Source organism: Cobetia sp. BL01 (assembly GCF_056493605.1).
Genome location: NZ_JBVBEE010000001.1, coordinates 811,041 through 828,849, shown reverse-complemented (window position 1 = coordinate 828,849; position 17,809 = coordinate 811,041). Strand labels below are relative to the sequence as shown.

The window sequence follows — 17,809 nt, the reverse complement described above, 5'->3', positions numbered from 1 at the left end:
CAGTATTCGTCATCACGCCACGCCGCCGCTACCCTTGTGGTACTCGCCCCATGAAGTGCCGGTGCGTCAGATGTCACGCCCGCGCCGCACGTCACACATCCAGGCCTCTTGCCAGAGAGGGGCCTCAAGGAGCCCGCCATGCTCAGCCTTGCTCATGAGGATGTCCTCCTCGCCGCCCACGCCAATGACTGGCGCGACGCCCTGAATCAGGCCGCTGATGCCCTGGTTGCCGGTGGGCGCGCCACGCCGGCCTATCGTGAAGGTCTGCTGGCTCGCGAAGCGCAGTCTTCCACCTACCTGGGGCAGGGCATCGCGATTCCCCATGGGACACCCGACAGTCGTGAGGCCGTGCTGGCCACCGGCGTGCGTGTCCTGCAATTCCCGCAGGGGGTGGAGTGGCACGATGGCAACCGTGTCTTTCTGGTGGTGACCATCGCGGCGCAGTCCGATGAGCACCTCGATATCCTGCGTTCCCTGACGCGCGTGCTGGACCGCGAAGGCGTCAGTGAGCGCCTGGCATCCGCGACGACCGCGGAGCAGATTCTCGCCGAGCTTGGCCGCGAGGTGATTCCGCCACGTCTGGATGCCGATACCGTGCTGTGTGGCTTCCCGGCACGCGACCGCGATGAGCTGGTGCTGGCAGGCGCGGCGCGATTGCGTCAGGCCGGTTGCGTCGGGGACGGCTTTCTCACCGCGATGCTCCAGACCGAGCCGAACGCTCTGGGCCAGGGCATCTGGCTGGTGCAGTCCCGACAGGACGTGAGCCAGCCGGCGCTGTCCGTGGTCACGCCCGAGAAGGCGCTGGATACCCGTCACGGGCGCATCAACGCCGTGGCCTGTCTGGCACTGGACGCTGATGGCGGGCAGCACCGCGTGTTGCTGGAGCGTCTGCTGACGCTGCTGGAAGATGGCGCAGGCGAGCGCCTGCCGGGGCTGTCCACCTCTGCTCTGCTGGCGCGGCTGCTGGGGGAGTCCTCCACGGCACAGCTGGCGAGCGTGACGCTGCTCAATGCACATGGCCTGCATGCCCGTCCCGCCAAGCAGCTGGTGCAGGCCGCGCGGGACGCCGGCGAGAGTTTCGGCATCATTCCCTCGCTGCGCCTCGAGCAGGGGGAAGGCGGTATCGTCAGTGCCGCCAGCCTCACCAAGGTGCTGGGGCTGGGAGCACGTCGTGGCCAGACGCTGGTCTTCAGTGCCAACGGCGAGGATGCCCGGGCCAATCAGGCCGCGCTGGATGCCATGGTCGCGGCGGTCAAGGCAGGACTTGGCGAGTCCGTGGAGCCGCTGATGGACCAGCGTCCCGAGGCCAGTGCGCCGGATGCCCAGCCGGCTTCCGACAAGGTGGCAGCCCCCGAGGCCGACAGTGTCGTGCCGGCGGTGGCGGCCTCGCCGGGCATGGCCATCGCGCCCTGCTGGGTGATGTATCAGCCGCGCTTTCTCTATGAGGCGCGCAGCGATGCGGGCGCCGAGCACGAGGCCCAGCGGCTGGCGAGCGGCATCCAGACGGCGCGTGAGCAGCTGCAGGAGCTGGTCAATCGGGCCGAAGGCGCCGAGATGGCCGAGATTCTCTCCATGCACGAAGAGATGCTCGGCGACCCGGAGCTGTTTGCCGCGGCGCGCGAGAGTCTCGAGGAAGGCCACAGCGCCGAGGCTGCCTGGTGGTCCGCCATCGACAGCGCCGCGCGAGCCCAGGAAAACCTCGCGGACCGTCTGCTGGCCGAGCGTGCCGCTGACCTGCGCGACGTCGGGCGCCGTGTGCTTGGCGTGCTCACCGACACGCCGCTGCCCAGCGCCCCCGAGACGCCGCATGTGCTGGTGACCGAGGATATCGGCCCGTCGGATGTGGCGCGTCTGGATACCTCCCGGGTGCGTGGACTGGTCACGGCCCTGGGCGGGGCCACCTCGCACAGCGCGATTCTGGCGCGTTCACTGGGCATTCCGGCGGTGGTCGGGGCTGGTCCGAGCGTGCTGGCGATCGCCGATGGCAGCGAGTTGATCGTCGATGGTGAGCGCGGGCGTGTCAGCGTGATGCCTTCCGCCAGTCGCCGCGCCCGGGCCGAAGAGGCGATCGCCGGCCATGAACAGCGTCAGGCCGCGGCCTGGGAAACCCGCATGGCGCCAGCCATCACCCGGGATGGCCATCAGGTCGAGGTGGTGGCCAACCTGGGCAATACCGCGCATGCCGGCGACGCCGTCGAGCGCGGTGCCGAAGGGGTCGGCCTGCTGCGGACCGAATTCGTGTTCATGGCCCATCCGCAGGCACCGGATCTCGCCACCCAGACCGCCCAGTACGGTGAGGCACTCGATGCGCTGGATGGCCGCCCGCTGGTGGCACGCACCCTGGATGTCGGCGGTGACAAGCCGCTGCCGTACTGGCCGCTGCCGCGAGAGGACAATCCCTTCCTCGGGCTGCGTGGCATCCGTCTGGCGCTGACGCGTCCGGAAGTGCTCGAGACTCAGGTCAGGGCACTGCTGATGGCGGCGGGCTCCCGCCCGATCCGCCTGATGTTCCCGATGGTCAAGGACCTTGCCGAACTGCGCGCTGCACGTGCCATCGTCGAGCGCGTACGCAGCGAGCTGGACGCCGCCCATGAAGCCGAGCACGGCCAGCCGCTGGTGCGTGACGTGCAGGTCGGCGTGATGATCGAGATTCCCTCGGCGGCGCTGACGGCCGCCAGCATCGCTCCCGAAGTCGATTTCTTCTCGGTGGGCACCAACGATCTCACCCAGTACACCCTGGCCATCGACCGCGGCCATGCCACGCTCTCCGCACAGGCCGATGGGCTGCATCCGGCAGTACTGCGTCTGATCGAGATGACGGTGGCGGCCGCGCATGCCCATGGTGCCTGGGTCGGCGTCTGCGGTGAGCTGGCCAGTGATGATCAGGCCGTGGGTGTGCTGGTCGGCCTGGGGGTGGATGAACTGTCCGTCTCCAGTCGCCAGATTCCGCTGGTCAAGGCGCGGGTGCGTGAGCTGGATCTGACCATGGCGCGCGAACAGGCACGCGTCGCCCTGGCGCAGCCGACGTCGGAAGACGTGCGCAGTGCGCTGGACAGCCTGATCGAACAGAACGCCCAACCCCATCCCCGGCAGGAGGAGCAGGTGTGATGACAGCTTCCCATCACTCGCCATCACACTCGGCTGCTGACTGTCCCGTGCTGTGCGTGACGCTCAATCCTGCGCTGGATCTGAGCATCGGGCTGGACAGTCTGACGCTGGGAACGGTCAACCGTGCACGCAGTCATCATCTGGAAGCCGCGGGCAAGGGCATCAACGTGGCGCGCGTGCTGGCGACGCTGGGCCACCCGGTGACCTTGAGCGGCTTTCTGGGGGCCGACAATCAGGCCGATTTCACCGTGGCCTTTGCCGACTGGGGGCTGGTGGACGCCTTCGAGCGCGTGGCCGGTGCGACGCGCATCAACGTCAAGCTTGGCGAGGCCAGTGGCCGGGTCACCGACGTGAACGGTACCGGCATGCGGGTGGACGAGGACGCCCTGGCGCGCCTGGAAGCGCGCATCGATGACTGGATCGACCGCCAGCAGGCCGAGGGCAATCTGCCACGTTGTGCGGTGGTGATCGCCGGCAGTCTGCCGCCGGGGATCAGCCATGCCCAGCTGGCAGCACTGGTCAGTCGCGTGCGCGAACGCCATGTCGCCTGCTGGCTCGATACCAGCGGCGCCGCGCTGGAAGCGGGGCTGGCGGTGCCGCCCACGGCGGTGAAGCCCAATGAACAGGAGCTGGCGCTGTGGGCCGGGGAGCCGCTGGACAGTGATGCGGCCCGCGAGCGTGCGCTCAGGCGTCTGATCGATCACGGCATCGAGCAGGCGCTGATCTCCGCCGGGCCGGAAGGCGTGCTGTGGGCCAGCCCCGGCGCCGCCATGCTGCGCGCTCGGCCGCCGCGCATGCAGGTCGTCAGTACCGTCTGCGCCGGCGATACCCTGCTGGCCGCCATGCTGCATGGCGTGCTCTGTCAGCCCGATGCCTCACCCGAAGACCGCAAGCGGATTCTGCGCCATGCCACCGCACTCTCCGCCGAGGCCGTGACCCATCCCGGTCCCGGCAATCCGCTTGCCACCACACTCAAGACCCTCCAACAACACACCAGCATCGAGACATTGGCGTCTGCCGATGTCGAGACAGCCGGAGAGCCACGCCAATGAACGTCATCATCGTCACCGCCTGCCCGAGTGGCATGGCGACCACCTTCCTGGCGGCGCGCCGCCTGGAGCAGGCCGCGCGTCGTCGTGGCTGGAATCCGATCATCGACATGCGCTCGCGCATCGAACCCGAGATCACCCTCAGCGAGGCGCAGCTGGCGGAGGCGGAGCTGGTGCTGATCGCCGCATCGCCGCTGGCCAGCGTGGCGCTGGACGACTTTCTCGGCAAGCGGGTGCATCTGGCCCCCATCGAGGATGCGCTGCCGGACCCGCAGGCCTTTCTTGAGCTGGCCGACTCGCGTGCCCGGGTGCTGGAGCGCAAGGACATAGCGGCCCTCACGGACTCGGCCGCACCCGCGTCTGCTGCCGGTGGGACACCCGTCACGTCGTCCCGGGGGCCGTCCATCGTGGCGGTCACGGCCTGTCCCACCGGTGTGGCGCATACCTTCATGGCCGCCGAGGCACTGAGCGAGGCCGGGCGGACGCTGGGCTATCCGACCCGTGTCGAGACCCAGGGCTCGGTCGGTGCCCAGGATGCGCTGACCGAACAGGAGATCGCCGAGGCCGAGGTGGTGATTCTGGCCTGTGACATCGAGGTCGACCCGACCCGCTTCGCCGGCAAGCGCGTCTGGCGCACCTCCACCGGTACCGCGCTCAAGAAGCCGCGCGACACCATCGAACAGGCGCTGGAAGGTGCTGAGGTGGAATCCGCCACGGCCTCTGGCGGTCAGGGTGGCCAGCAGAAGGGCGAGAAGCGCGGCCCCTACAAGCACCTGCTGACCGGGGTGTCCTTCATGTTGCCGATGGTGGTGGCGGGCGGCTTGATGATCGCGCTGTCCTTCGTGTTCGGCATCAAGGCCTTCGAGGAGGAGGGCACGCTGGCGGCGGCGCTGATGCAGATCGGTGGTGGCTCGGCCTTCAAGCTGATGATTCCGGTACTGGCGGGCTACATCGCCTACTCGATCGCGGACCGTCCGGGGATCACGCCGGGCATGATCGGGGGCTGGCTGGCCGCGACACTGGATGCCGGGTTCCTGGGTGGCATCATCGCCGGCTTCCTCGCGGGGTACACGGCCTCGGGGCTCAGCCGCTACGTGAAGCTGCCGCAGTCCATCGAGTCGCTCAAGCCGATCCTGATCATCCCGCTGGTGGCGAGCATGGTCACCGGGCTGGTGATGATCTACGTGGTCGGCACGCCGGTGGCGGGGCTGATGACGGCGCTGACCGAGTTCCTCGAGTCCATGGGCTCGGCCAACGCGGTCCTGCTGGGCATTCTGCTCGGCGCGATGATGTGCTTTGACCTGGGTGGGCCGGTCAACAAGGCCGCCTATGCCTTCGGGGTCGGCCTGCTGGCCAGCGAGACCTACGCGCCGATGGCCGCGATCATGGCCGCGGGCATGGTGCCGGCGCTGGGCATGGGACTGGCAAGCTTCATCGCACGTTCCAAGTTCGCCGAACCGGAGCGTGAGGCCGGCAAGGCCAGCTTCATTCTCGGGCTGTGCTTCATCTCCGAGGGCGCGATTCCCTTTGCCGCCAAGGACCCGCTGCGCGTGATTCCCACCTGCATGATCGGTGGCGCCGTGACCGGTGCCCTGTCGATGCTGGTGGGTGCCAAGCTGCTGGCGCCGCACGGTGGTCTGTTCGTACTGCTGATCCCCAATGCCATCAACGTGCCGCTGATGTATCTGGGCGCCATCGTCGCCGGCACCCTGGTGACCGCGATCAGCTATGCGATGATCAAGAAGGGCGCACAGCAGGTCGAGACCGTCGCCGCGACCTGAGATGTCCGGTGCCTCGGGTACCCGTGACGTGATGGCGCAGACATGGAAAAGCCCCCGCCGGGAGACCGGCGGGGGCTTTGCGTTGCAGGCCGAGCGTAGGCTCGGCAACGGGTGACGACTCAGTCGATGTCGGTCTGCTTGCCGATCACGCCTGGCATCACCGGGGCTTCATTGACCGTATCGTTGCGCACGAAGGCCAGATGCTGCTGATAGGCGGTGACCACTTCATCGAGCACCTGAGCACGCGACAGGCCGTTGAGCTCCTGACCGCTGCCACCCTCGGAGAGGTGGACGGCCAGACGCAGGTAGTAGTCATCGTTGGCATCGATGAAGCTCGGTGTCTGGTGACGCACCGAACGCACCTGGTAGACGAAGTTGGAGGCATCCTCGAACTCGACTTCCAGTGTCACGCGCGGCAGCGGCTCGCCCTCTGCCGTCTCTTCACTGACGGAGGAGACCTGGCCGCGACGGTTGAGCTCTTCGGCCAGCTGATTGAGTGCCGGACGAATGGAGCGCTTCAGCGTTGCCTCGGCACTGCCGCTCTTGGCGAAGTCGAGCACGTGATCCAGACGCTCGTGCCAGTCGACCCCTTCATAGACGCAGCTGTTGTCCTGACGCACGTTCTCCTTGCGGTCCTCGATCATCAGCGCCTTGTACATGCCGATCATCATGAAGATCAGCACGATGGAGAAGGGCACGGCGGTGATCACCACGGCGCTCTGCAGCGCGCTCAGCCCCCCGACCATCAGCAGAGCCAGCGTCAGCAGGCCGATGATGGCGGACCAGAAGATGCGCAGCCAGATTGGTGCATCGTGGTTGACGTCCTTGAGGATGGACGTGAAGTTGGCCAGTACCAGCGCGCCGGAGTCGGCGGAGGTCACGAAGAACACGATCCCCAGAATCGCCACCACGGCGGTGGTGATGGTGGAGTACGGCAGCTGCTCCAGGAAGGTATAGATGGTGTTCTGCGGTGCGTTCAGGGCTTCGGTGGCCAGGGCGCTGACGCCCTGGTTGGCGACCATGTCGATGGCCGAGTTACCGAAGACGCTCATCCATACCATCATGAAGCTCAGCGGGATCAGCAGCGCACCGAACACGAACTGACGGATGGTGCGGCCACGTGAGATGCGCGCCAGGAACAGGCCCACGAACGGGGTCCAGGCGATCCACCAGCCCCAGAAGAACAGGGTCCAGCCGCTCATCCATTCATCGGTCCCCGGCGTGTAGGCATAGGTATCGAAGCTCTTGGCGGTGAACTGGGTCAGGTAGTCACCGATGTTGAGCACCAGCGCGTTGAGCAGCTGGGAGGTGTCGCTGACGGCCAGCACGAAGATCAGCAGGGCGGTGGCCAGCAGCATGTTGAATTCGGACAGCAGGCGGATGCCCTTCTCGACACCGGTGATGACGGAAATCGTCGCCAGAATCATCACGCCGATGATCAGTGCCGCTTGCACGGCGAGGTTCTCGGGCACGCCCAGCATGAACTTGAGACCGTAGTTCAGCTGGATGACGCCGATGCCCAGTGAGGTGGCGATCCCGAACACGGTGGAGATGATGGCGAAGATATCCACGGCGTTGCCGATCGGGCCATTGATGCGGTTGCCCAGCAGCGGATAGAAGGCCGAGCGGATGGCCAGCGGCAGGCGGTGGCGATAGCTGAAGTACGCAAGCGACATGCCGGCGAGCACATAGATGCCCCAGCCGGAGAGCCCCCAGTGGAAGAAGGTTTCCACCATGGCGTTGCGGATCGCCGCCTGGGTCTCGGGGTCCCCCGTGACCGGTGCCACATAGTGGGACAGCGGCTCGGCGATGCAGTAGAACAGGATGTCGATGCCGATACCGGCGGCGAACAGCATCGCGGCCCAGGACATCAGCGAGAATTCAGGACGCGAGTCGTCCGGTCCCAGGCGGATGCGCCCGAAGCGTGAGCAGGCGATCAGCACACCGAAGACCAGATAGGCCACGATGGCCAGCATGTAGAACCAGCCGAAGGTATCGATGGTCCAGCTCAGGGCATTGCCGATCCACTGGTCAGCCAGTTCGGTGAACAGCATCGCGAAGGCGAGGAACGCCACGATACCGATGATCGATCCGTAGAAGACCGTCGGATTGATGCGACTCGAGGTCGGCGCAGCGCTCTCGGAGGAAGCGGGTTTCTGCATGAGGAACTCCTGTCATGGGGAAGTTTCACTCGTGCGTAGTGCTTTGCTGACAGCCTGCGGCTGTGGGGGCAACGGCAGGGTGTCAGCAAAGACGGACACGAACGGCACGGGCCTCGCTCAGCACCCGTCATGGGTAGCGCTGAAGCGGTGGCAGTGTCGACTGGCAGGCGGAGGTATGGCAGGTCCATCCGCAGGCAGCAGGCGAGAACGGCCTCAAGGCGATTCACGAAGGTCGGTCGGCGGGCGCCTCGGCAACGGCATGCCTGGCGACTGTCTCGCGACCTTCATCATGGTGAACGTTCACAGGGCGCTGCTGGACGTCAGAGACTGTCTTGCCAAGATCTCTGACTCCGACATCTGCGCGGCGCGAATTCCTTCGCGGCCAGTGCCGGGTCCGCTTTCCGCTGACGGTTGCAGGCATCCCCCTGCGGTGGCTTCTGTCATGGACACCGTTGCTCAATGCCCTGTCGTTCGAGAGAACCCTCGGACGGGGGAGCTCAGCAGTCAGGAAAGCACGACTCTCATCATCACGCCATGTAATGCTCAAGGCCTCGCAAAATTATTTTAATTGATTGTTCAATAAAAATATAACCCCCATTACCCAAAAAGACAGGGGGGACTGTCGCTTTCTCTTATGAACCTGTCGCGATCCGTCGGGCGCGAGCCCTCATGCCAGAGCCTCCCGTCAGGAATGTCGCGGAGAGAGACATTTCTGTCGCCAATGGACGAAAACGACACCGCCCCGACCACCAGAAGGCGGCCGGGGCGGCATCGTTTTCGCGTTTTCTTCCCCACAAGACCGATCAGGGTCACTTCATGGGGCGTGTCTGGCTGGCACCTGAAAAGGGGAGTCGCCTCTCAGGTGGCGCGCATCAGGCCTGCGGAGCCGGCTCGCCCGGTCCCTCCTGCGGACCACCGTGCGGGCCGCCATGACGCATGCCATTGGCCATGAAGGCCTCCAGCGCGTCCAGCTGTTCGGCGGACAGGACATCAGCCAGTTTCTCGCGGCCTTCCTGACGCAGTTCCAGGCGCTGCTCCTTCATCTCCTTGCGCATTTCCTGACGGGCCGCGACACGCTCCTGTCTGGTGTCGGCGTCCTTCATGGCATCCCGCATGTCGTCGTGCATCTCTTTCATGCTGTCATGCATCTCGTCACGCATTTCCTTGCGGACTTCCTTGAGCGCCTGCATCTGATCATCGCTCAGATTCCAGCTTGCCAGCAGGGCCTTCATGCCCTCGCGCTGTTGACGCTCCGCCATCTTCGGGCCGCGCTTGTCGCGCTGGTGCATCATGTCCAGCACCTTGATCTGGTCATCGTTGAGCACCTTGGCGAGGCGCTCGTGCTGCGTCTCGCGCAGTTCCTTGAAGGCGGCCTTGCGCGCTTCACGCGAGTCGAAGTCGGTCTCCTTGAGCGACTTCATGTCGTCGCGCATGGCATCGAAGGAATCCTTGAGGGATGCACGCTGGTCGTCATCCAGGTTCCAGCTGTCGAACAGGGCGCCCATCAGTGCCATGCGCTGATCGCCATCGCGTCCCATGTGCTTGCCGCCGGCCGGCTTGTCCTTCATGGCCATCGGCTTGTCGCCATGCTTGTCGGCCCCATCAGGGCGCTTGGCATCATGCTTGCCGTGCATCGGCTTGCCTGCGGCCCAGTAGGCTTCAAGCACCTTGACCTGGTTGTCGTCGAGAATCTCGGCGAGGGCGGCCTTGTGCTGGTCACGCTGGGCCTTGATGGCATCACGACGTGCTTCGCGAGAGTCGAAGGTCTGTTCCTTGAGCTGCTTGCGGCTTTCCATCTGCTGCTGCTTCAGCGTTTCGAGCTTCTGTTTCTGAGCATCGCTGAGGTGCCAGCTGGCGAGAATCTTGTCCAGGCCTGCCTGGCGGCCGGCGGCACCGTCGTGCTGTTCCTGTTGCTTGACGCCGCTGGCGGCCATGGCGGTCATCGGCAGTGCCAGGGCGGTCAGCAGACCGGAAACGATGAGCTTGCGAGAAATGCGGTTCATGGCGTACTCCGTATGTCGAGATAAAGAACTGCGTTCATGCGATATAGCGAGTATCGGCGGCGAATGTGCCGGGATTGTGCAAGTACTCGCGGGTAAGTGTGCAATGTGTCATGCCAGGATCTGCAACGCTGTCGCGGCAGCCTGCCACGAGGCCGTCAGTGCCGGGCTTGCTTGCCCGTGCTGGCCTTGTCGGGGTAGTGGCGATCGAAGTGCTGATGAAAACGGCTTGTCTGCTCGGCGTTCAGGATTCTGTCGACCTTGGCCAGATAGTCCTGACGGGCCTTGGCCAGCGCCTTTGCATCGTGGTGGCTCTCGGCCGCCTGACGCTGCTGGCGGTAGTAACGATATTGCGTGTCGAGGGTGTCGCGCTGACTGACGTTCAGGCTGATGCCATCCAGCAATACGCTCAGGGAGACATCGGCGGCGCTGGCGCTGCTCACGGTCAGCGGTGACACCATCAGCATGACGCTCAGCATGCCGGCACTGATCAGACGAGTGCGAGGACGCGCACGCTTGGCAGGACGGTGGGACATGGCGAATACCTCACTTGTGGCGTGAGCCCGAGCCCATGCGGCAGTCGATGTCGCGTACTCAGGCAGTGATGACAGTATCCGTCGCAGTTGGACAGCAAGTTAGCACCGCGGGTGCAACAAAAACGCAACCGCCGTCTGTGGTCACAGACGGCGGTTGTCATGTTGCTGAAAGGTTCGCGGGCCCGGGGAGAGGCGGGGAGTCAGTCCAGCACGTCAGGCTCGAACTTGTAGCCGACGCCATAGATGGAGCGGATCACGTCGCGCTCCGGCCAGGCACTGGCGATCTTGCGGCGCAGCTTCTTGACGTGGGAATCCACGGTGCGCTCCGAGACGATGCGGTGATCCCGGTACATGTGGTCCATCAGCTGATCGCGGGAGAAGATGCGCCCCGGTGATTGCATCATCACCTTGAGCAGCTGGAACTCGACGGCGGTCAGCCCCAGGTCATGGCCATCCGCCAGGGCCTGCCAGCCTTCTTCGTTGAGCGTCAGCTGGCCCTTGGCGGAGCTTTGCGAGAGCGTCTGGTCGAGTGCCTGGCTGCGACGCAGCACGGCCTTGATGCGGGCGACCACCTCGCGCGGGCTGAAGGGTTTGCAGATGTAGTCATCGGCGCCCAGCTCCAGCCCCAGCAGGCGATCCACTTCCTCGACGCGCGCGGTCAGCATCACGATGGGCAGCAGGGCGTCCTCAGCGCGCAGCTGACGGCACAGGGTGAGGCCATCGGTGCCCGGCAGCATCAGGTCGAGCAGGACCAGTGCCGGTCTCTCGTCATTGACCGCGGCGATGACGGCATTGCCATCATCCACGTGGCGGGTGCGATAACCGCTGCCATTCAGATAATCGCACAGCAGGCTGGCGATCTTGGGCTCATCCTCGACCACCAGAATCAGTGGCTTGCGAGATTGTGCCTGGTCATCGGAGTGGTCGGCGTGAATGTCGCTCATGGTCAAGAGTCCTTGCGGATGAAAAAGAGTCAGTCTCAAGTAGACAACAGCGGCAGGCGAATGTCCCATCGCAGCCCGCCCAGTGTGGAGTGCCCCGGCACCAGCTCGCCTTCATGGGCACTCACCAGCGCGCTGGCGATGGCCAGCCCCAGCCCGCTGCCACCGCTTGAGCGATTGCGCGAGTTCTCGACGCGATACAGTCGCTCGGTGAGGTGGGCAAGCTCGGCGTCCGGCACGCCGGGGCTGGAATCCTCCCAGCGCACGATCGCCCAGCCGGGGTGGCCGGCTCCCTGGGCGGGGCTTGCGGCTTCGTGCAGCAGACTGACCTTGAGTCTGCCCGGTGCATCGGTATAGGCACGGGTGTTGCTGGCCAGGTTGCTCCACAGCTGATGCAGGCGTTGCGTGTCGCCCAGCACCCGCAGCGGCAGCGGGATGTCGATCTCCAGTGCGATCCCGGCATCCGCCAGCCAGCCGCGCAGGTCGTCCAGGCTGTCACGGAGCTGGGTATCCAGCGCCAGGGGCTCGCGCCAGGCTTCCAGCGTACCGGCATCGCTCTGTGCCAGCAGGCGCAGGTCCGCCACCAGGCGATTGAGGGCGTCCACCTCCTGGGCCAGCGAGCCGAGGCTTGAATGGCTCATCGGGCGGAAGCCATCCTGCATGGCTTCAATCTCGCCCTTGAGCACCGCCAGGGGAGTCCGCAGCTCGTGGGAGATGTCGCTGACCCAGCGCTGGCGGGAATCGCGATTGCTCTCCAGTGTCGCCGCCAGGGCATTGAAGTCCTCGGCCAGCCGCGACAGCTCATCCTGCCCGCGAACCGGCAGACGGGTGGCATAGTCGCCACTCGACAGGCGATTGGCACCAGAGGCCAGGTCACGGACGCGGTGCCCCAGCCACCAGGCGATCCCGGCGGCCGCCAGCAGCGAGGCGAAGGCGGATGAGAGCATGATGATGGCCAGATCGCGCGACTGACGTTCCAGATACTGGTCCTTGCCGCGCTTCAGCATCTCGCTCACCGGCAGATAGCCGAGTTCTCCGATCTTGCTGCCATCAAGCATCAGGTCCTTGAACTGCATGCCGGGAATGGGGCGCGGTGCCCCATTGAGACGCTGGCCATCGGCATCACGCAGCATGTAATCCTGCGGGCGCGTCATGTTGGGCCCCAGCAGCATGGCCTGCTCTCCGACCGGCGGGCGCGACATGCCGGGGCCGGGCATCATGCTGTCCTCCCGTCCCGGCGGGCGCGACATGCCGGGGCCGGGCATCATGCTGTCCTCCCGGCCTGGCGGCGGTGACATGCCGGGCCCGGGCATCATGCCGTCCTCTTCGCTCGGCGGGCGGGAGTGCACGATACGCCCCCAGTTGCGCCGACTCTTGAGCCATTGCCAACTGCCCTCGGCGGCATAGGCGCTGATCAGGTCCGTCGAGATCATCTCGACGCGTTCCTGCTGGGTCTGCTGCAGGTACTCGGCGAAGCCCTTGTCCATGCTCTTGGAAATGAACAGGTAGATGCTGCCGCCGATCACGACATTGGTCAGCAGCAGGATCACGAACAGGCGGACCGAAAGTCTCGAGCGCAGGGCGGTCACGGGTTGGATCATGACGCACGTTCCTCCTGAGACGGGGGGCGGGGCGGCAGTCCCAGCAGGCGACGCAGGCTGTGCTGCAGGTCTTCCAGCAGCAGATAGAGCGACGGCACCAGGATCAGCAGGATGACCGTCGCGAACAGGATGCCGAAGCCGATGGAAACGGCCATCGGGATCATGAAGCGAGCCTGGCGCGAGGTCTCGAAGATCATCGGCGCGAGACCGAAGAAGGTGGTCAGCGTGGTCAACAGGATCGGGCGCAGACGTCGCGTGGCGGCCATGATGATCGCCTCACGCGCACTGGCTCCGGCCAGCCGCTGGCGGTTGGCATAGTCGATGAGGACCAGCGCATCGTTGATGACGATGCCCGACAGCGCCAGCATGCCCATCAGGCTGATCACCGATAGCCCGTAGCCCATCAGTTGATGGCCGATCACCGCGCCGATCAGGCCGAAGGGGATCGCCGTCATCACCAGCAGCGGCTGCAGATAGCTTCTGAAGGGCAGGGCCAGCAGCAGATAGAGCGCCGCCAGGGTCAGCAGCAACGAGACCTGTAGGGACCCCAGATTGTCGGCGGTCTCCTCCTGACGCCCGCCATAGCCGATGCTCAGAGTTGGATACTGACTCTTCAGCTCGGGATAGACATCGCTTTCCAGACTGGTGATCACCTGACTGACCGCATCGGACGGCGTGACGTTGGCGGTGACCTCGATCACGCGGCGACCATCGATGCGCAGGATGCTGGAGGCGGCGCGTCCCTGCTGGATGTCGGCCACCAGTCCCAGCGGCACGCTGACGCCGTCGGCCGTCTGCACGCCGAAATTCTCCAGCTGGGCCAGACTCGCGCGCTGGGCTTCGGGCAACAGCACCTTGACCTCGACCTCATTGCGACCCTGCTGCTGCTTGAGTGCCGTGGCGCCGGACAGCGGTCCGCGCAGCTGGTTGGCCAGCGTCGCGCCGTCCAGTCCCAGCGAGCGTCCATAGGCATTGAGCTGCAGATAGAGCTCGCGCTTGCCGTCATCCAGGCCGCTGTCGATATCCGACAGCGAGCTGTAATCCTCAAGCGAGGTCGCTAGGGTCGCGGCGGCCGCCATCAGCGCGGCACTGTCGGAGGATGACAGTCGAATGGTGAGGCCCGCGCCGCGTCCCGGTCCGCCGATATCGGATTCGAACAGCAGCGATTCGGTATTGGCGATGGTGCCCGCTTCCTCGCGCCAGGCCTTGATCAGCTGCGAGGGCGACCAGTTGTTCTCCACCGTGGTGTCCAGATTGGCGATGATGCTCAGCGAGTTGCCTTCTATCTCGGCGCTGGTGGAAAAGACCGCCAGGTCGGCTTCGCGCTCGCGCACGCGGTCCAGCGCCGCCAGCAGCAGGGTGCGCACTTCGCGGTCCTGGCTGATCGGGCTGCCCACCGGCAGATTGGCGGTGACGCCGGCGCGGTTGGATTCCACGCGTGGCATCAGCGAGAAGCCGAGACGGCCACTGGCCATCCAGGCCATCGCCAGCACCAGCAGCGCCAGGCCACAGATGGCGGTCAGACCACGGTAGTTCAGACACCCCTCGAGGAAGGGCTGGAAGCGCTGACGCGTGAAGCGCTCCAGTCCGTGCTGGACGCCGTGACGCACGCGGTCCAGCGGTGCCAGCCAGCGAATCGGCTTTTCGCTGGTGTGTCCCAGGTGCGCGGGCAGGATGAAGATCGCCTCGATCCAGCTCAGCGCGAAGATGCTGATCACCACCAGCGGGATGATGCCGAATACCAGCCCGAGGAAGCCGGGCAGGAACAGCAGCGGAATGAAGGCCACGATGTTGGACAGGATCGAGAACGCCAGTGGCACCGCGATCTCGCGTGCGCCGAGGATGGCGGCTTCGCGCATGCTGGCGCCGCGCTCGCGATGCGAGTGGATGTTCTCGCCGACGATGATGGCGTCATCCACCACGATGCCCAGCGCGATGATGAAGGCGAACATCGAGATCATGTTGATGGACACGCCGACCAGCGGCAGGAACAGCATCGCGCCCAGGAAGGCCGTGGGGATGCCCAGGGTGACCCAGAAGGCGAGGCGCGCTTCCAGGAACAGGCCCAGCAGCACCAGTACCAGCACCAGCCCCATCCAGGCGTTCTTGAGCAACAGTTCCAGACGGTCCTGATAGACCAGCGAATCATCGTCCTCGACACTCAGCGTCAGGCCGCGCGGCAGGCTGGCGGACAGCTCCGGCAGCATCGCCATGGTCGCGGCGGACAGCTCGTTGGGTGTCTGGGAGCCGACCTGATAGATGTCCAGGCCGATCGCCGGTTCACCGTCATAGAGCACTTCCTTGTCACTGTCGGCGAAGCCGTCGGTGACGGTGGCGATATCGCCCAGGCGGATGACATTGCCTTCCTGACTGGAGATCACCGGCAGCTGCGCGAACTCGGCGGCACCGTCGCGTCGCGCCTCGTAGCGCACCAGGTACTCGCCCTGCTGGGTGTCCAGACTGCCGCCGGCCAGGTTGAGCGCCTGATTGCCGATCAGGCTGGCCACATCCTGATGCGAGAGGCCGTAACGGCGAAGCGCCCCTTCCTCCAGTGACACGTGCACTTCCCGGTCACGGATGCCGGTCAGCTCCACCTTGGTGATGTCGTTGCTGTCCAGCAGGCTCAGGCGCAGACGCTCGGCGACGTTGCGCAGGGTCTGGTCATCCGTCTGGCCGTGCAGCTTGAGTTCCATCACGCTGCGCGAGCGACCTGCCAGCGAGTAGACGGGCGGATCGGACTCATCGGGCAGGGTAGTGATGCTGTCGATGGCCTGCTGGATGTCCTGGTAGGCGCGCATGGTCTCGACGCCATCCTGAAGCTCGATGGACAGTGAGCCGAGGCCTTCCTCGGCCGTGGCGGTGATCTCCTCGATCCCCTCCACGTCCTGCACCGCGGATTCCATGGCCTGCAACAGGCTCTCGGACACTTCATCGGGGGTCGCGCCGGAATAGCTGACGCTGACGTTGATGATCTCGAGCTCGAAGGAGGGGAAGACCTCCTTCTTGATCTGGCTGGACATCAGCAGACCGCCGAGAATCAGACACAGCATCAGCAGGTTGGCGGCGACACCATGATCATGCATCCAGCGGATGGGGCCCTTGAGGCGCGACGGTGCCGTCATGAGTCACTTCCGGTGGTCGTGGCGCTCTTGTCGGCAACCGTGGCGCTCTTGTCACCAGTCGCGGTGTCCTGCTCAACTGTCGCGGTGCTCTTGTCGCCAGCCGTCGTCTTGTCGTCAGCCGCCTTGGTATCAGGGGTCCTGGTGGTCGGCGTCGGCGCATCACCGCGGGCACGCAGCGCCATGCCGGCCTCGACATTGCTCAAGGCACTCACGATGACCCGCTCGCCATCGCTCAGCCCCCCGGCGATCAGCAGGGTGTCGTTGCCCAGATGGCGCACGCCCACCGCACGTTTCTCCAGATAGCCATCCTCCGTCAGCACCCAGACCTGCTGGCCACTGCGCAGGGCGCTGACCGGCAGCTCGATCAGCGATGCGGTGCGCTGAGGTGTCAGAGTCGCTTCCACCACATCGCCCAGGCGCAGGGCCGGCGTGCTGGCGCGCGCCTCCTCGGAGACGTCGAGCGCCAATGGGTCTTCCACTGCCACCATCACCTGGGTCAGCAGGCCGTTGTCCTCCAGGGACGGCAGGACGCTCCACACTTCGCCGCGCCGATGCTGGCCCTCCGGCCATGCCTTGCTGGACAGCAGGACCGGCGTGCCCTGACCGTCACGGGCATGGGTCGAGAGCCATTCCATGTCGGCCTGCGGGAGGTTGAGACGCACCCAGAAGCGGTCGGTGGCCACCAGCGTCAGCAGGTCGGTGAAGGCGTTGAGGTCACTGCCTTCGCCGACCAGACGCTCGCTGATCAGGCCGTCATAGGGCGCGCGGATCTCGGTACGTTCCAGATTGAGTCTGGCCTGGTCGCGGCTGGCGCGGGCACTGTCCACCGCGGCCTGAGCCGACTTGAGCTGAGGCTCGCGCAGCACCAGCGCTTTCTGCGCCGCCGGCAGGTTGCGACCGAAGGTCTTGTATTCCGAGGCCGCGCGGATCTGCTCGCCCTTTTCCGAGGCGAGGCTGGCTTCTGCCGTGGCGAGATCCGCCTCGGCCTGACGCAGTGCCAGCTGGTAATCCAGCTGGTCGAGGCTCGCCAGCAGCTGGTTCGCGCGGACTTCACGGCCCGCCTCGATGCCCTCGGGGAAGGGGGCCAGCTGACCGCTGACCCGGGTGGATACGGTCGTCTGACGATCGGCGATCACGCGGCCGTAGCCTTCCAGTGTCGGTGCACTGGCCGTATGGCTGACCGTCACCACTTCCACGCTGGGAACCGGGGCGTCACTGGGCGCACGCTTGGGGGCGCCGGGCCGGTGGGTCATCCACCAGGCCGCCAGCGCTATCGCCAGCGCGAGAATGATCAGCGCCAGCAGGCGCATCCAGATCAGACGGCGGGAGGAGGGTGGCTTGCTGCCAGTGGCGGAGGGTGGCGATGCCGGGGTTGGCGACTCAGGGCTGTTGTCCATGCGGACTCCGGACGAAAGATGTCAGGCCCTGATGTGCAACGCCCTCTGACCAGTCGCGAGAGCGCTGAGCAGAGACGTAGGATCATGGGCCAGAATGGCGGACGAAAGGGTG

At 65.6% G+C, this 17,809-nt stretch carries 10 protein-coding genes; 3 read left to right on the top strand and 7 right to left on the bottom strand.

The window, feature by feature from the left end; translation table 11 throughout:
• Positions 1-138: 138 nt before the first annotated feature.
• The 3 genes from ptsP to ACZYGA_RS03445 are packed head-to-tail and all read left to right on the top strand — an operon-like array spanning position 139 to position 5,938.
• A complete protein-coding gene (gene ptsP / locus ACZYGA_RS03455; protein WP_077378373.1) occupies positions 139-3,108 on the top strand; it encodes a phosphoenolpyruvate--protein phosphotransferase in 2,970 nt (989 codons plus the stop codon).
• The gene (locus tag ACZYGA_RS03450) at positions 3,108-4,160 is read left to right on the top strand and encodes a 1-phosphofructokinase family hexose kinase (RefSeq protein WP_084207928.1); all 1,053 of its coding nucleotides are present in this window, start codon (positions 3,108-3,110) and stop codon (positions 4,158-4,160) included. Before ptsP ends, ACZYGA_RS03450 begins: the two co-directional genes overlap by 1 nt.
• Positions 4,157-5,938: a PTS fructose-like transporter subunit IIB gene (locus tag ACZYGA_RS03445; RefSeq protein ID WP_417285799.1), complete on the top strand. Its 1,782-nt coding sequence runs from the start codon at positions 4,157-4,159 to the stop codon at positions 5,936-5,938. The genes ACZYGA_RS03450 and ACZYGA_RS03445 overlap by 4 nt, the downstream gene beginning before the upstream one ends.
• Before the next feature lie 119 nt (positions 5,939-6,057).
• Here the strand turns inward: ACZYGA_RS03445 and betT are convergent, their stop codons facing one another.
• The 7 genes from betT to ACZYGA_RS03410 all read right to left on the bottom strand — a co-directional run bounded on the left by betT (position 6,058) and on the right by ACZYGA_RS03410 (position 17,697).
• The gene (gene betT, locus ACZYGA_RS03440) at positions 6,058-8,100 is read right to left on the bottom strand and encodes a choline BCCT transporter BetT (protein WP_077378383.1); all 2,043 of its coding nucleotides are present in this window, start codon (positions 8,098-8,100) and stop codon (positions 6,058-6,060) included.
• 872 nt (positions 8,101-8,972) lie between these two features.
• On the bottom strand, positions 8,973-10,103 hold the full coding sequence (locus ACZYGA_RS03435; protein WP_289864549.1) for a hypothetical protein: 1,131 nt from the start codon (positions 10,101-10,103) through the stop codon (positions 8,973-8,975).
• A 155-nt stretch (positions 10,104-10,258) separates the two neighbouring features.
• Positions 10,259-10,636, bottom strand: a complete 378-nt coding sequence (locus tag ACZYGA_RS03430) for a hypothetical protein (RefSeq protein WP_417285800.1) — start codon at positions 10,634-10,636, stop codon at positions 10,259-10,261.
• Positions 10,637-10,836: 200 nt separating this feature from the next.
• The gene (locus tag ACZYGA_RS03425; protein ID WP_084207931.1) at positions 10,837-11,580 is read right to left on the bottom strand and encodes a response regulator; all 744 of its coding nucleotides are present in this window, start codon (positions 11,578-11,580) and stop codon (positions 10,837-10,839) included.
• Positions 11,581-11,615: 35 nt separating this feature from the next.
• Positions 11,616-13,178 (bottom strand): ATP-binding protein, encoded by a 1,563-nt coding sequence (locus ACZYGA_RS03420; RefSeq protein WP_417285801.1) that lies wholly within the window; start codon positions 13,176-13,178, stop codon positions 11,616-11,618.
• Entirely contained in the window at positions 13,175-16,300 is a 3,126-nt protein-coding gene (locus tag ACZYGA_RS03415) for an efflux RND transporter permease subunit (RefSeq protein ID WP_303567499.1), read from the bottom strand. The genes ACZYGA_RS03420 and ACZYGA_RS03415 overlap by 4 nt, the downstream gene beginning before the upstream one ends.
• On the bottom strand, positions 16,297-17,697 hold the full coding sequence (locus tag ACZYGA_RS03410; protein WP_417285802.1) for an efflux RND transporter periplasmic adaptor subunit: 1,401 nt from the start codon (positions 17,695-17,697) through the stop codon (positions 16,297-16,299). The genes ACZYGA_RS03415 and ACZYGA_RS03410 overlap by 4 nt, the downstream gene beginning before the upstream one ends.
• Between the last annotated feature and the right edge of the window lie 112 nt (positions 17,698-17,809).

Bases quoted from the DNA above. Each gene is read 5' to 3' on its own strand.
- ptsP (WP_077378373.1), top strand. From the start codon at position 139: ATGCTCAGCCTTGCTCATGAGGATGTCCTCCTCGCCGCCCACGCCAAT.
- ACZYGA_RS03450 (WP_084207928.1), top strand. From the start codon at position 3,108: ATGACAGCTTCCCATCACTCGCCATCACACTCGGCTGCTGACTGTCCC.
- ACZYGA_RS03445 (WP_417285799.1), top strand. From the start codon at position 4,157: ATGAACGTCATCATCGTCACCGCCTGCCCGAGTGGCATGGCGACCACC.
- betT (WP_077378383.1), bottom strand. From the start codon at position 8,100: ATGCAGAAACCCGCTTCCTCCGAGAGCGCTGCGCCGACCTCGAGTCGC.
- ACZYGA_RS03435 (WP_289864549.1), bottom strand. From the start codon at position 10,103: ATGAACCGCATTTCTCGCAAGCTCATCGTTTCCGGTCTGCTGACCGCC.
- ACZYGA_RS03430 (WP_417285800.1), bottom strand. From the start codon at position 10,636: ATGTCCCACCGTCCTGCCAAGCGTGCGCGTCCTCGCACTCGTCTGATC.
- ACZYGA_RS03425 (WP_084207931.1), bottom strand. From the start codon at position 11,580: ATGAGCGACATTCACGCCGACCACTCCGATGACCAGGCACAATCTCGC.
- ACZYGA_RS03420 (WP_417285801.1), bottom strand. From the start codon at position 13,178: ATGATCCAACCCGTGACCGCCCTGCGCTCGAGACTTTCGGTCCGCCTG.
- ACZYGA_RS03415 (WP_303567499.1), bottom strand. From the start codon at position 16,300: ATGACGGCACCGTCGCGCCTCAAGGGCCCCATCCGCTGGATGCATGAT.
- ACZYGA_RS03410 (WP_417285802.1), bottom strand. From the start codon at position 17,697: ATGGACAACAGCCCTGAGTCGCCAACCCCGGCATCGCCACCCTCCGCC.